16 protein-coding genes and 1 other annotated feature are annotated in these 13596 nt (G+C 51.1%); of the genes, 1 reads left to right on the forward strand and 15 read right to left on the reverse strand.

Features of this window, described 5'->3' with window-relative positions; translation table 11 throughout:
* Positions 1–22: 22 nt before the first annotated feature.
* Positions 23–349, forward strand: a complete 327-nt coding sequence (locus tag NGM66_RS05655; protein ID WP_208909826.1) for a hypothetical protein — start codon at positions 23–25, stop codon at positions 347–349.
* Positions 350–405: 56 nt separating this feature from the next.
* Here the strand turns inward: NGM66_RS05655 and NGM66_RS05660 are convergent, their stop codons facing one another.
* The 15 genes from NGM66_RS05660 to rplU form a co-directional block, all read right to left on the reverse strand.
* The gene (locus tag NGM66_RS05660) at positions 406–2466 is read right to left on the reverse strand and encodes an MSCRAMM family protein (RefSeq protein WP_208909828.1); all 2061 of its coding nucleotides are present in this window, start codon (positions 2464–2466) and stop codon (positions 406–408) included.
* Between the two features lie 151 nt (positions 2467–2617).
* A complete protein-coding gene (gene recN / locus NGM66_RS05665) occupies positions 2618–4333 on the reverse strand; it encodes a DNA repair protein RecN (RefSeq protein ID WP_208909830.1) in 1716 nt (571 codons plus the stop codon).
* 74 nt (positions 4334–4407) lie between these two features.
* A complete protein-coding gene (locus NGM66_RS05670; protein WP_208909831.1) occupies positions 4408–4863 on the reverse strand; it encodes an arginine repressor in 456 nt (151 codons plus the stop codon).
* Between the two features lie 92 nt (positions 4864–4955).
* A complete protein-coding gene (locus tag NGM66_RS05675; protein ID WP_208909832.1) occupies positions 4956–5771 on the reverse strand; it encodes a TlyA family RNA methyltransferase in 816 nt (271 codons plus the stop codon).
* Entirely contained in the window at positions 5772–6674 is a 903-nt protein-coding gene (locus tag NGM66_RS05680; RefSeq protein ID WP_208909833.1) for a polyprenyl synthetase family protein, read from the reverse strand. It lies immediately after the preceding gene.
* Positions 6664–6912 carry an exodeoxyribonuclease VII small subunit gene (locus NGM66_RS05685; RefSeq protein ID WP_208909834.1) on the reverse strand — a complete coding sequence of 83 codons (249 nt, stop codon included), beginning with the start codon at positions 6910–6912 and terminating at the stop codon, positions 6664–6666. The genes NGM66_RS05680 and NGM66_RS05685 overlap by 11 nt, the downstream gene beginning before the upstream one ends.
* Complete coding sequence (gene xseA, locus NGM66_RS05690; RefSeq protein ID WP_208909835.1) at positions 6905–8257, reverse strand: exodeoxyribonuclease VII large subunit; 1353 nt, start codon at positions 8255–8257, stop codon at positions 6905–6907. Before xseA ends, NGM66_RS05685 begins: the two co-directional genes overlap by 8 nt.
* Positions 8244–9110, reverse strand: a complete 867-nt coding sequence (gene folD / locus NGM66_RS05695; protein WP_208909848.1) for a bifunctional methylenetetrahydrofolate dehydrogenase/methenyltetrahydrofolate cyclohydrolase FolD — start codon at positions 9108–9110, stop codon at positions 8244–8246. The genes xseA and folD overlap by 14 nt, the downstream gene beginning before the upstream one ends.
* A 651-nt stretch (positions 9111–9761) precedes the next feature.
* Positions 9762–10190 carry a transcription antitermination factor NusB gene (gene nusB, locus NGM66_RS05700; RefSeq protein ID WP_135367947.1) on the reverse strand — a complete coding sequence of 143 codons (429 nt, stop codon included), beginning with the start codon at positions 10188–10190 and terminating at the stop codon, positions 9762–9764.
* Positions 10187–10630 carry an Asp23/Gls24 family envelope stress response protein gene (locus tag NGM66_RS05705; protein ID WP_208909850.1) on the reverse strand — a complete coding sequence of 148 codons (444 nt, stop codon included), beginning with the start codon at positions 10628–10630 and terminating at the stop codon, positions 10187–10189. The genes nusB and NGM66_RS05705 overlap by 4 nt, the downstream gene beginning before the upstream one ends.
* Positions 10631–10669: 39 nt before the next feature.
* The gene (gene efp, locus NGM66_RS05710) at positions 10670–11230 is read right to left on the reverse strand and encodes an elongation factor P (RefSeq protein WP_125575197.1); all 561 of its coding nucleotides are present in this window, start codon (positions 11228–11230) and stop codon (positions 10670–10672) included.
* A 76-nt stretch (positions 11231–11306) separates the two neighbouring features.
* On the reverse strand, positions 11307–12371 hold the full coding sequence (locus NGM66_RS05715; RefSeq protein ID WP_258115442.1) for a M24 family metallopeptidase: 1065 nt from the start codon (positions 12369–12371) through the stop codon (positions 11307–11309).
* Between the two features lie 98 nt (positions 12372–12469).
* On the reverse strand, positions 12470–12763 hold the full coding sequence (gene rpmA / locus NGM66_RS05720) for a 50S ribosomal protein L27 (protein WP_125575279.1): 294 nt from the start codon (positions 12761–12763) through the stop codon (positions 12470–12472).
* A gap of 25 nt (positions 12764–12788) precedes the next feature.
* A complete protein-coding gene (locus NGM66_RS05725) occupies positions 12789–13127 on the reverse strand; it encodes a ribosomal-processing cysteine protease Prp (RefSeq protein ID WP_208909853.1) in 339 nt (112 codons plus the stop codon).
* Between the two features lie 27 nt (positions 13128–13154).
* Positions 13155–13463: a 50S ribosomal protein L21 gene (rplU, locus tag NGM66_RS05730; protein ID WP_011667708.1), complete on the reverse strand. Its 309-nt coding sequence runs from the start codon at positions 13461–13463 to the stop codon at positions 13155–13157.
* Positions 13464–13484: 21 nt separating this feature from the next.
* Positions 13485–13563: a sequence feature (ribosomal protein L21 leader region), on the reverse strand.
* Positions 13564–13596: the final 33 nt, after the last annotated feature.

The following is a 13596-nucleotide window of genomic DNA, read 5'->3' on the forward strand; positions in this document are numbered from 1 at the left end:
ACAAACGTTCGAGGTGATCAGCATGCAAAATTCAATCGCAAAACGCGTTACCCTGTCTGATCGGGTAGCCACCATGTCACAGGAGCTTTTCAGTCCGTTACCGGTCATTGATGGCCAAGTCATTTACGCCCAGATGCCTGACTTCCAGTTGGCGATGTTTATTCAGCAAGCCATGGACCGCCATTACCTGGTCCGGCTCCAATTCAAGGCCGCTCCAGACGTCGCCCCTGCCACAGTTATTGGCCAGCTAAAAGAAGACGCCGCTGGTCACCTCATTTTAAAACAAACTAAACAGCTCGCCACCATTGTGACCCCCGCCCTGTTGCGGTCGGTCCAACGCGTGAAGTAAGTCAAACGACCATGATAGAATTTTGGATTCTACCGTGGTCGTTTTTTAGACCTATTTTAATTTTTCCGGGTGCGGCGGTATTGCCAGAGGCTGAGGCCACTGCCAAGTAATAACAGCCCACCAATTGCGCCATAAATAGTCTTGGCTTCGTTGGTCTTAGGCAATACCTGGTCAGCCAAGCTGTGATGGTGTCGACTTGATCCTGAGTCTTGGTGGGTTGGCGTGTTCTGATTACCCGCAGTGTTCAAATCGTCAGAAGAGCCATTTGACGACGAACTAAAACTAGTCTTATCTGCCTGGCTTTCCTTATTATCGGTCGAACTCTCAGAGCTACTGGATGTGACCGAGTACACGTTATGGCTGCTATCAACCGAGGAGACAGCTGATTGTGAACTCTCCGACGAATAACTCAGAGAATTACTTGAAACGCTCGGGTTGCTCGAATCACTTATTTTGCTAGAACTGCCACTTTCAACAATCGAATTAGACGACGTCAAACTATCACTATTCTCCGAACTGCTAGTAGACTCATTATTCGGCTCGTCTTCCTGTTCAACCGAAACTGTATTCTCAGCCTGCTGTGTCTCATCAATGGTGAACGGAATCGGTGTTCGATTTAATTGATAGCTCGTTGGTGCTTGTTCCTCAACGAATTCGTAGTCTCCTGGTGCGAGCCCCATAACTGTCAAGGTACCATCAGTACCCGTTGTGTATGACTCTGTCGTGACTAGCGAATTGGCCTTGTGATCATCCCATCCTGAATCATACGCTAGTTGATACTGAGCACCTTGCAATTTTTCCTGAGACTGCTTATCTACTTTCGTTAATTTAACAGACCCCTTAGTGTCTACTTGCTGAACTGATTGTTGAGCAGAGGCATCGGTAGGACTGATTGTAAACGCAACTGGGGTGAGATTAATTTGATAACCGCTGGGCGCCTTAGTCTCAATAAATTGATAGGTACCCACTGGTAAGCCATAATCATTGAGGACCCCTTCACCTTCAGACGTGCTTTCAGTTGTCAGTTTGGTCTGGTAATCTTCAAACATCTTCGTACTTTCATTTAGTTTTTGCAGTTTATATTCAGCACCATTCAGCCTCGTACCGTCAGACGCCGACTTCGTCAATTTAACGTTACCGATATAAGTCCCATCAATTTCCGCAGAACCACCCCACTGAACATTCTTATGTGAATCTCCAGTTATGGTCGGGTTATCTGGATTAGTTCCTGAACCTGGGTCCGTGCCTGCACTACCTGTTTCACCATTTTCGGCTACTAAATTAACACTATTACTGAGAAAACCACTTGTCGTCCCACTGAAATGATCAACGTCCACTTTTGTATAGTAACTCAATGTTATCTTACTGGTAACCTTGGCAAAAGTAATGGTTAACTTTGAACCGTCAACACTAACTGTTGGTTTTAATATTTCCCCGGTTGCATCATCTGTTGCTTTAAAACCATCGGCATAAGACTGATAAGCGCCCAACGTGTCAGTTAAGGTCACGGTACCCATATTGTTAGCCGCTGGATTAAGGACAATTTGCCAGACCGCTTGCGTAGGAATACCAGCCGCATTGAAATCACTATCCTGAATCCAACCATTCTTAGCAACAACATAATCATCATTGTCAGAACTAGTATCATCTGCAGTTCCTGTTACATTAAAGCTTAAACTTCCTTGATGGTAAACATTGGCATTAGCTAACGCGTCGTTGAATTGAATAGTTGCAGTATGACCCGAATCCGAATCTAACTTAAACTGACCAACTACAGTATGATTCTGATCACTGGTTGTCACCGGGAAGGTCACCATTCCATGACTCGCCGACTCAGGTAGCGTTACTGTCGTTGTGTCACCATCACTAACCTTGGACCCATCGGTCACCGTCCAAGAATAGGTCAACCTGTAATTCTGCCCCGACTTCAGCGGCGCCGTCTTGTCCGTAACTTCTGTATAAGTATTGTTCCCAGTCTCCTCTTCAATTTTGCTTGGTGCATCCAACCCCGTCACGTGACTGTCTATGTTGTCTGCACTAGCTTTAATCTGAAATCCCCACAACATTAAAAATGCGACACCCAAGCTCAGTAAACCCAACCCTATCCGTTTTAACATTTCTCACACCTCATTCGACTTGTTACATTTGTTTTAAGTATAACGCAACAAACGAATATAATCGTATGAAATTTGTTAATTAACTAAATAAACGCAATCTAACCTACTAAAATGACGTCGCCCCAAATTGCAGGCGACGTCATTTTTTAAATCATTTCTTTTTCTTCACATGTTTTGCCTTAACCTCATCAGCTAACCCCAGCAACTCATTGGCGTGTTCCAACGCCAGTTTCGTGACCTGGGTACCGGCCGACATGCGGGCGATTTCGCTGATACGGTCCTTTTCACTCAGCCGGGTCAACTTGGTCTCGGTACGGTTGCCCACGATTTCTTTAGCGATGAAGTAGTGATGGTCGGCCATCGCGGCGACCTGGGGCAAATGCGTGATACATAACACTTGCGAGGCCCGTGCAATCCCGCTGATCTTCTCAGCGATGGCCTGTGCCACCCGGCCACTAACCCCGGTATCCACTTCGTCAAAGATAATCGACGTGATTCCTTGGGACTCGGAGAAAATCGTCTTCAAGGCCAACATGATCCGTGATAGTTCCCCACCGGACGCAATCTTGGCTAACGGCCGCATGGCTTCACCCGGATTGGTGCGCAGATAAAATTCGACATGGTCCAACCCCGTACTCAAAATCGGTTGGGACTTGGAACGGGTGAAGTGCACGGCAAAGACCGTCTTATCCATGTACAGATCAGCCAGTTCACCGTGAATCGCTGCTTCCAGCTTTTCGGCCGCTTGTTGGCGTGCCTTGCTGAGCTGTTCACCCAGCTTTAACAACGTCGTGCGTTGGGTGGCCACTTGACCTTCCAAATCATCGGCCGTCTCATCGGTGGCTTGCATCTGCTTCAATTCAGTCGCAATCTTGTCAAAGTACTTCAAGACCTGGGCTTCGGAGTCGCCGTATTTACGCTTTAACTGGTTGATGACGTCCAAGCGCCGTTCAATCTCGTCTAAGCGGCCCTCGTCCCATTCCAGCAGGTCCAATTGTGACGACACATCACCCACCGCGTCGCTCAACGCGTAGTAGGCCGTTTCCAAACTGCTGGCAATCTGTTTGAAGGCCGGATCAAAGTCCGCAATGCCTTGCATCGCCTGCATGGCGCCACTGATCTGGTCGGTCGCACCTGGTGCAGTATCTTCGCCCGTAAGTGTGACTTGGACCAGCTGTAGTGCATCATTGATTTTTTGAAAGTTGTCCAACCGGTCGCGTTCCGCAACCAAGTTGTCCTCTTCCCCCGGTTCAAGCTGAGCGGACTCAATTTCATTGACCTGAAATTTAAGCATGTCTAGGTGCTGTGCCCACTCCTTTTCATTCGCCCGCTTATTTTCCAGCGTCGCCCGCAGCTGCGTGTATTGTTCGTAGACTGCTTGGTACCGCTGCCGCAGCTTGGCCACCGTGGCGCCGGCAAATTCGTCCAGCATCCCCAGGTGTTTTTCTGGCTGCATGAGCTCCTGATGTTCATTTTGACCGTGAATATCCACGGCCGTTTCACCAATGCGCTTGAGCGTGTTGGTATTGACCAGCATCCCGTTGACCCGACAGGTATTGCGCCCGTTTTGATGAATCTCGCGTTGTAAGATGACACTCCCATCGTCATGATCGATGCCCAGGTCGTCTAAGACCTGATACGTGGTGCCACCTTCAGGAAACACGAAGCTCCCTTGAATGACGGCCTTATCGGTCCCGGTCCGCACAAAATTCGCCGACCCGCGGCCGCCAGCCAATAAGCCCACGGCGTCGATGATGATTGATTTTCCGGCACCCGTTTCCCCAGTGAGAACGGTCATGCCATTTTTAAACGCCACGTCGAGTTGGTCGATGATGGCAAAATTTTTAATAGACAGCTCTTGTAACACGTTGTGACCCCCTAAATAAAAGACCACTGCTGCTTCGTCAGCTCTTGCTGGTCGTCAGTCGTGGTCTGGTCTTGCTAATCCGCAAGCATGCGGTCAATCGTCTTTTCTAATTGTAAGGCACCCTGGTGAGAAACACAAACGGTCAAGACGGAACTGTCATCGCCCACCGTGCCAAACACGAATTCATAACGCATCTGGTCCAGTAGTGACGCAATTACTGGGCCGTTACCGGGCAAGACCTTGAGAATCGTGAATTGGTCTTGGACCGCGAAGGATATGTAAGCGTTTTGTAAGGTGCGCTGCAACTTCTTTTGGGTATCGATTTTTTTCTGGACGGGTAGACTGTAGCGGTAACCCCCGGATTCTGCTGGGAGTTTGACCAGCTGCATCTCCTTGATATCCCGTGAAATAGTCGCCTGCGTCACGTGAATCCCATCCTCATCCAATAGCCGGACAAAATCCTCTTGTCGTTCAATTTCTCGTGATGTCAGTAATCGTTTGAGCAATTGCTGGCGTTCCTGCTTCTTCATACCTAGCCCCCCTTATGTGATAAAAATGCATAATCTTATCATATACCAGACCTAAGTATTTGGAAAGTAAATTCTCATAAATTTCTCATAATCTATTGCTTTAAGCCTTTGTAGGCGGCCGCAATCGTGTCAGCCACCGATACCGAACTTGCACAAACTGCATGTTTATCAACTGAGCGTAAATGAACGAGGAACTCAATATTGCCCTCTCCCCCACGAATCGGTGAGAAATCGAGGCCTAAAACGCTGTACCCGGTCGCCACGGCAAAGTCGATAATCATCTGTACCACTTGTGTATGCGCGTTGCGATCACGGACGATACCGTGACTGCCCACGTCTTCGCGGTCGGCCTCAAATTGTGGCTTGATCAACGCTACCACGTCGCCATTTACCGCCAAAATCGCCTTCAGCGGTGGCAAAATCATTTTTAATGAAATAAACGACACGTCGATCGAGGCAAATGTCGGTTGGCCCTTGGTGAAGTCAGCTAACTTACTGTAGCGGAAATTGGTGTGCTCCATGACGATGACGCGCGGATCTTGCCGGAGCTTCCAGACCAGCTGGTTACTGCCAACATCGAGCGCATAGCTAAGCTTGGCCCCGTTTTGCAACATCACGTCGGTGAAGCCCCCGGTCGACGAACCAATGTCCAAGACAATGCGGTCGGTCACGTCGATGTCGAAGGCCTTCAGTGCCTTGGCCAGCTTGAACCCGCCCCGTGACACGTATGGCAAGGGATGACCCTTCAAATGCAACTCCGTATCAATCGGAATCAACGACCCTGGTTTATCCAGCCGTTCCTCGTTCGTCCCCAGAATTTCACCCGCCATGACGGCCCGTTTGGCGTCATCTAAAGACGTATACAAGCCTTGTTCGACCAGTAGATCTGCGACCCGCTTCTTTTTCATTTATTTCACCCGTTTCGTATCAAAGTAACTAAAGAACGCTGCCAACAGACTGGTATCTACCGTAGCTGGCAGGTCAGCTAGGGCGGCTTGCCCCTGCGCAATCGTCTTGATCAGCGCCTGATTAGCCCCCGTCAAGCCCAGCTTACCCGGATAGGTATTCTTGGCCTCACCGGCGTCCTTCTGCGTGGCCTTCCCCAGCTCGGCTGGCGTGCTGACCACGTCTAAGATGTCATCGTAGATCTGAAAGGCCAGTCCAAAGGCATCCGCAAACCGCAATAAAGGTTCCCGCTGACTTTGCGGCGCACCGGCTAAGATTAAACCAGCCTGTACGGCGTAATGGAGCAAAGCACCGGTCTTTTCACGGTGTAATACCCGCAACCGATCCATCGGTAGGTCCACGTGTTCATTTTGAATATCCTTGGCCTGACCCGCGACCATTCCGTGGGGACCAGCCGCCACGGCCAATGCTTGAACCAGTGCCGCGCTGGTCTCCGCCGGCAGATCCGTGGCCGTTAACCACTGAAAGGCCAACGTTAACAGGCCATCCCCGGCCAGCGTGGCCATCCCAGCACCAAATTTCATGTGGTTGGTCGGCTCACCCCGGCGCAGGGCATCATTGTCCATCGCTGGCAGATCGTCGTGAATCAACGAATAAGTATGCAGCAGTTCCAGCGCCATGACCGGCCGCCAATCGCGGTCTTCGTCAAAGGTGGCGCCCAGCGTCTGCATCGTCGCCACGGTCAATAGTGGCCGCAAGCGTTTGCCCCCAGCTAAAACGGAGTAGCTCATGGCCTCGGCCAACCGCGCATCCCCACTGTCGGCCGCAATTGCATCCGCCAGTGGAGCATTTAGCCGCGGGACCCAGGTCGTCTCAAATGTTTGGAGCCGTGAATCAATCGGCATCCCCATTGCCCCCTTGTGGCGTTTCAAAGGCGACTTCTTGGTCAGAATCGTTCATCATGGTCGTCAACGTCTTTTCCGCATCCTGTAAAGTCGCTTGCAGGCTCTTGCTCAACGCCACCCCTTTTTGAAATTGGTCGAGGGCTTGTTCCAAGGGAATGTCGCCTTGTTCCAGTTGGGACACGATGGTCTCTAAAGTGGTTAAATTTTCTTCAAAAGTTGGTTGTTTTTCCTCACTCATGATTATCCTCCGTTGCTGGTGTGATTGTTTTGATGTCTGCTTCCGCCGTGCCGTCACTCAGGTGAATCGTGGCTGGGGCCGGCTTCAGGTCCGTAACGCTCTTAACCACGTGGTCATTTTGCGTCACGTAACTGTAGCCCCGGCCCATGATCTTCAGTGGACTTAAATAATCCAGTCCATTGATCAGTTGGGCCACGTGCTCCTGTTTTGTCGTCAGGTAGCGCTTGGCTTCGGTGTTCAGCCGGGCCGTCGTCTGACTCACGGTCAACTGGTCACGGTGCACCCGTTCCAATGGCGATTGGCTCCGCAACCCTTGTTGGGCCAATTGGAATCGTTGCTTGCGCTGGCGCAGTTGCGTCTGCATCGTTTGTCCCAACGCCTGTTGTGCGCGGTCTAAACGCTGGACGTAGGTTTCGTACAGCCGTTGGGGCTGGCGGAACACGTAGGCCGTCATTAATTTATTCAAACGTTCTTGTTGGAAATTGATGCGGTTGTTCATCGCATTGTACAGCCGCGTGCGTTGCTGGCTGAGCTTAAGCAGTTCATCGTTTAGGACTGGCACCGCCAATTCAGCCGCTGCAGTGGGCGTTGCCGCCCGGACATCGGCTACCAAGTCAGCAATCGTGGTATCCGTCTCGTGCCCGACCGAAGAAATAATCGGCAAGCGACTGGCAGCGATGGCCCGGGCCACGCTTTCCTCATTGAAGGGCCACAGGTCTTCGATCGACCCACCACCCCGGCCAATGATCAGCGTGTCAAACGACCCGTTGGCATTGGCCCGCTGAATCTGGCGGACGATGTCAGGTGCAGCCGCGTCACCCTGGACTACCGCTGGATATAACACAATCTGGGCGATGGGGTAACGCCGCCGAGTGGTCGTGATGATATCTCGAATCACGGCCCCACTCGGACTGGTCACCACGGCAATGCGTTTGGGAAAGCGGGGTAATGGCCGCTTGGGCGCGGTAAATAAGCCCTCATCGGCCAATTTTTGTTTCAGCTGTTCATAAGCCTGGTACAGCTGACCAACCCCATCTGGTTCCATCCGTTCCACGTAGATTTGATAGTTACCAGTTGGTTCATACAGGGAAATACGGCCGGTCACCAGTACCTTCATCCCCGTTTCCGGGGTGAATTTCAACTTTTCAAAGGCCGACTTGAACATGATCGCGCTGATTTTGGCGTGGTCGTCCTTGAGGCTGAAATACTGGTGGGCGTGAGGCCGCAGCCGAAAATTAGAGATTTCCCCCGTTAGGTAGACTTTCCCCAGGTACGGGTCCACGTCGAATTTGCGCTTTAAATATTGGGTCAGCGCTGTGACCGTTAAATAATCAGTTTGTGCCACGTTCCTCACTCCACTCACAAAGGTCAACCGTCTGTTGCATCAGGGTCGCAATCGTCATTGGCCCGACGCCACCGGGTACTGGCGTAATCGCGCCCGCCCGTTTCACGACGCCATCAAAGTCCACGTCGCCGGTCAATTTACCGTTCTCATCCCGGTCCATCCCAACGTCGATCACGATGGCACCAGGCTTCACGTCCGTTTCTTTAATCAGATGCGTGACCCCCGTGGCCACCACCAAAACGTCCGCCTGTTGCGTCAGTTCGCTCAGATCCTTGGTGTACACGTGGGCGACGCTGACCGTCATATCGGCATTCAACAGCATGGATGCCATTGGCCGGCCAACAATCATACTGCGGCCGACCACCACCGCCCGTTTACCACGTAAATGCGTGTGCAGTGACTCCAGCATGGTCATGATGCCTCGCGGTGTGCAAGATACGGGATGGTGCCCCGGTAAATTTGCAAATAACTTGCCCACGTTCAGCGGGTGGAAGCCATCCACGTCCTTGTCCGGGTCGATGTGTGCCACCACGGCTTGTTCGTCCAGTCCAGCGGGTAATGGGGATTGCACCAGGATACCGTGAATCTTGGGATCTTGGTTGTATTCGGCCACAACTTGTAAGAGTTCTGCTTGTGAAATCGTTGCGGGAAGCTGCCGTACGACTGAGTTGATGCCCAGTTGGCCGGCCTTCTTGTGCTTATTGCGCACGTAAATGGCGCTGGCGGGGTCCTCACCCACGATAATGACTGCTAATCCGGGAATGATGCCCCGTTGTGCCAGGTTTGCCACCCGATCCTTAGTCTGCGCGTTGAGGTCCTTGGCCAGTTGTTTACCGTCGATAATGGTCGTCATGAAGTACTTCCTCCCGTAAATTTCAAGTTATCTTCCATTTTAGCATAGTTGACCTGAAAACGGGACTGCATCACGTCGCAAAATGAACCGCACACTACCCGTTGAATGACTCAACTTTTTGTCGTTAAAATGGGCCGGCTAGGCGACAAGATTAGTCCGCGAACGTAAGATGGTCCGTGCTGGCCGCCTGACCGTTCGCCCACTAACGTAGTGAACGGTACCATTCCAGCGATATTCCCCTAACTGAGCCGACACAGGGGCACTAAATACTGGCGCCGGTATTGCCACTTGTCAGTACTCCCGAATCAGGTCAGATCTGATTGCAGTTCACCTGTCACCAAGGATTAGCCCAATTACAGTAAAACACCCCCGTAGCCGGGAGTCCGCCAAATATGAGCTCAGCCGTGGGAGTTCCCTTAGCGGCACGGTTCACGCCGGTTAGGGAACTGGCGACTTTGAGACGTGGTCTTCGGCTCAAAGTCGAGGAGACGAGACCGCTCTGTGGCTCGTCCCGCCGCCCACCGCGTTCCGGCTCATATTTGGCGGACGGACGGCGGCCAGCTACTTATTACCAGGTGTTTTGGCATTCACAACCTTTAGTCAATACAAAAAAGACCGACCACTAAATATTAGCAGTCAGTCGATTTGTGACTAGGATTGTGAATCCAAAGGTTCATCCAACGTGTGCGCGAGCACCCCGTTGATGAACCGACGAGAACGGTCATCACTGAAGTTCTTGGCTAATTCCAAGGCTTCGTTGACGGCGACTCTGTTCGGCACGTCTTCCACGTAGTCAATTTCATAAAAAGCGATCCGCATGATCACCAAGTCAGTCTTGGCGATCCGCTTGAGTTGCCAGCCCGTGCTCAGGTACTGGTCGATCTTGGCATCCAAGTCAGCTTGGTGTGCCAACACGCCAGTTACCAGCGTTTGGAGGTACTCAGGCACCGGAACGGTTTGGTCGGGGTCATCCGTCAAGACACGTTGATACAACGCATCGTGATCGGCATCAGGATTGGCATTCAGTGCAAAGAGCATTTGAAATGCACGTTCCCGAATTTGATGTCGTGTAAGTGTCACTTTTGGTCACTGTCTCCTTCATCGCTCTGGTTAAACAGGTTATCAGGGTCGACCTGTTGCGCCGTCTTTTCGGGAATGACGCCCTCAACGTGCACGTTTACTTCGCGCAGCTTGAGGTCCGTCATGAACAACAATTGTTGCTTCACGTTATCTTGAATGGCCAAGGCAACCTTGGGAACCGCTACCCCGTAGTTCAAGTAAACGTAAACGTCAACTGCTAATTCGTCGCCGTCAAAGACCAGCTTCACGCCCTTACCATGTTGTTCCTTACGACCCAACAGTTCGGTGACGCTATTCGCTAAAGAACCCCGCATCCGAGCGACGCCTTCGGTTTGACTAGCCGCAATGCCGACGATGATTTCGAGGACTTGCGGTGCCACTTCGATTTTGCCCAAAGCAGGTTCCTTGGATTCTAAAATAATATTAGTATCTTCTGCCATTCGTTGACCCTCCCTTACTGATTCAATGGATCGTAAAACCTAGGCGCGAGAAATGTAAGTCCCATCGGTTGAGTTGATGGAGAGCTTGTCGCCTTCGTTAACGAAGAAAGGCACTTGAACAACCAAACCAGTGTTCATGGTAGCTGGCTTGGAACCACCAGAAGCGGTGTTGCCCTTGATACCAGGTTCAGTCGCAACGACTTCCAAAACGACCGTGTTTGGTACTTCGATACCGAGAACTTCGGAACCGTATTGGACCAAGTCAACGTTCATGTTTTCTTGTAAGTAAGGCAATTGATCCTTGATCTGTTCACCAGGCACTTCGATTTGTTCGAAGTTGTCGGTGTCCATGAAGACCCGGTTGTCGCCATCTTCGTACAGGTATTGCATCGAACGCGTTTGGATGTCCGCTTGTTCCATCTTAGCACCGGCACGGAAAGTCTTTTCTTGCACAGCACCCGTCCGTAAGTTCTTCAGCTTTGAACGAACGAAAGCGCCACCCTTACCAGGCTTAACGTGTTGGAATTCAATGATGCGCCAGATTGCGTGATCGACTTCAATAGTTAAACCATTTTTAAAATCAGCAGTAGAAATTGCCATAATGTGTTAGCCTCCTAAAATATGTCCTCTTTATAATATCAATTCTTACCCATAAAAAGCAAGATTGGTGTGCCACTTACAAAATAATTAAATTTCGTGGCACGGTCGTCAATCCCTCGTGACCCGTATCCGTGACCAGCAGATCATCCTCAATCCGGATGCCACCCTTGCCAGTAAAGTAGACGCCAGGTTCGACAGTGATGACCTCATTGGCCGCTAAAACGTCCGGCCACCCCCGCCCAATGTTGGGCCCTTCATGGATATCTAACCCAATGCCGTGGCCAGTCCCGTGAATAAAGGCTGGACCATAGCCGTGATCGGTCAAGTATTGCCGACCCACCACGTCGAGTTCATCGCCGGTGGCCCCAGGACGCACGGCCGCCATGATCTTTTCTTGAGCCGTTTGGACCGCATGGTAAGCCGCCGTCAGTTCGGTACCCGGATCACCTAACGCAACGGTACGCGTCAGATCCGAGGTGTAGCCATCCACGTAAAAGCCACAGTCGATGGTGACCAGATCGCCGGTCGCTAAGACCTTATCGCTAGCCTGCCCATGAGGCCAAGCCGAACGCACGCCGCTGGCCACAATCGTGCCAAAACTAGGCCCCGTCGCGCCGTGATCTTGCATCCAGCGTTCCAGCCATTGGGCGGCCTGCCGTTCGGTCATCCCCGGTCGCAACACCTCCAGCAAAGCGAGAACGCCTTCACTGGTCAATGCCGTGGCCCGGCGAATCGCAGCCAGCTCAGCCGGGTCTTTCACCTGCCGCAGCGTGTCGATGACATCCTTGAGTGGGACGATATCCGTCATTAAATGCTCGTCTAGCCACTCAAATTCGGCCAAGGTTAAACTATCTTCAATTCCCAGTACCGTGGCACCAGCAGCCTCTAAGGCATCATCTACGGCTTGTAAGTAGTCGCGGGTAATGGTCTTAGGCACCGTTGGCATCGTGCTAGCCAGTTCTGCTTCATACCGGGCGTCTGTGATAAACACCGCGTCATGTTGCGTGACCAACAAATACCCGTCGCCGGGTTCGACACTGGTTCCCACCAGATAACGTTGATTACTGGGGGAGGAAACTAAAAAACTATCAATGCTCAGTCCTGCAAATTTGGCCTGCAGGCGTTCGATTCTAGTCGTCATTTAACCTCAGCCTCCTTAAAAATTGGGAGAAAAAAGAAGAACTCAAAGCGAATTGGTCTCGCCTCAAGCTCTTCAGTCGTTACGAGGAAAACCTCGTGTTATTTAGCTGCTTCTTCTGCAACTGGGTATACGGATACTTGACGCTTGTCACGGCCAAGACGTTCGAATTTAACGACGCCAGCAGCCTTAGCAAACAACGTATCGTCACCACCGCGGCCTACGTTCAAGCCTGGGTAGATGTGCGTCCCACGTTGGCGGTAAAGGATAGAACCAGTGGTAACCGTCGAACCATCAGCAGCCTTCGTCCCAAGACGACGACCAGCAGAGTCACGACCGTTAGCAGTGGACCCACCACCTTTATGGTGAGAGAAGAATTGTAAGTTCATGTTCATCAGCATAAGTTTCACCTCCGCAATTTTAATCTTTGATTTCAACAAATTCAACAAAATCCGCGTAATTTGTGGCGACATCTCTTAACCCATCCGCAAAACTCTGGAGGAGTGTTTGTCCCTTCAATTCGGTCGATGCTTCCAGCTTTGGTGGTAGGTGAACTTCCAGAAAGCCACCCGCCTGATCACGATTTTCGACTGACACCGGAATCTCAGCGACCCGCTGTAAGCCGTTAACTGTCGTAATCGCAAGCACCGAAACCGCAGCGCAAACAATGTCTTGACCATACTCACCTGAGTCAGCGTGGCCAGTGATTTGAAATGAGTTGATTCGGTTCGCTCCATAATGGACCGTCGCATGAATCATCGAGATCGCCTCTTTTATTCGTTAGGCTTAAGCGTTGATAGCATCAACGACAACCTTAGTGTATGGTTGTCGGTGACCCTTCTTCGTGTGTTGGCCCTTCTTGGCCTTGTACTTGAAAGTAACAACCTTCTTTTCCAGACCCTGCTTTTCAACAGTTCCAGTTACGGTTGCACCAGCAACAGTTGGCGTCCCAATCTTAGGCGTGTCGCCACCGACAAAGACAACTTGGTCAAAAGTAACCTTTTCACCAGCTTCAACGTTCAACTTTTCGACGTAAACAGCTTGGCCTGCTTCGACCTTGTACTGCTTGCCGCCAGTTACGATAATTGCGTACATGTATGTGCACCTCCTTCATATAATTAGACTTAGACTCGCCGAAAACGAGTGCTCCGCAAGCGGAAAACTTAAAACTCGTCCCGAGCGGTTGCAGCTGTGGAAGTCCACAAATACAACATGAAAATTGTACTTG

The sequence above is a fragment of the Levilactobacillus yiduensis genome, assembly GCF_024718525.1.
Lineage (GTDB): Bacteria > Bacillota > Bacilli > Lactobacillales > Lactobacillaceae > Levilactobacillus > Levilactobacillus yiduensis.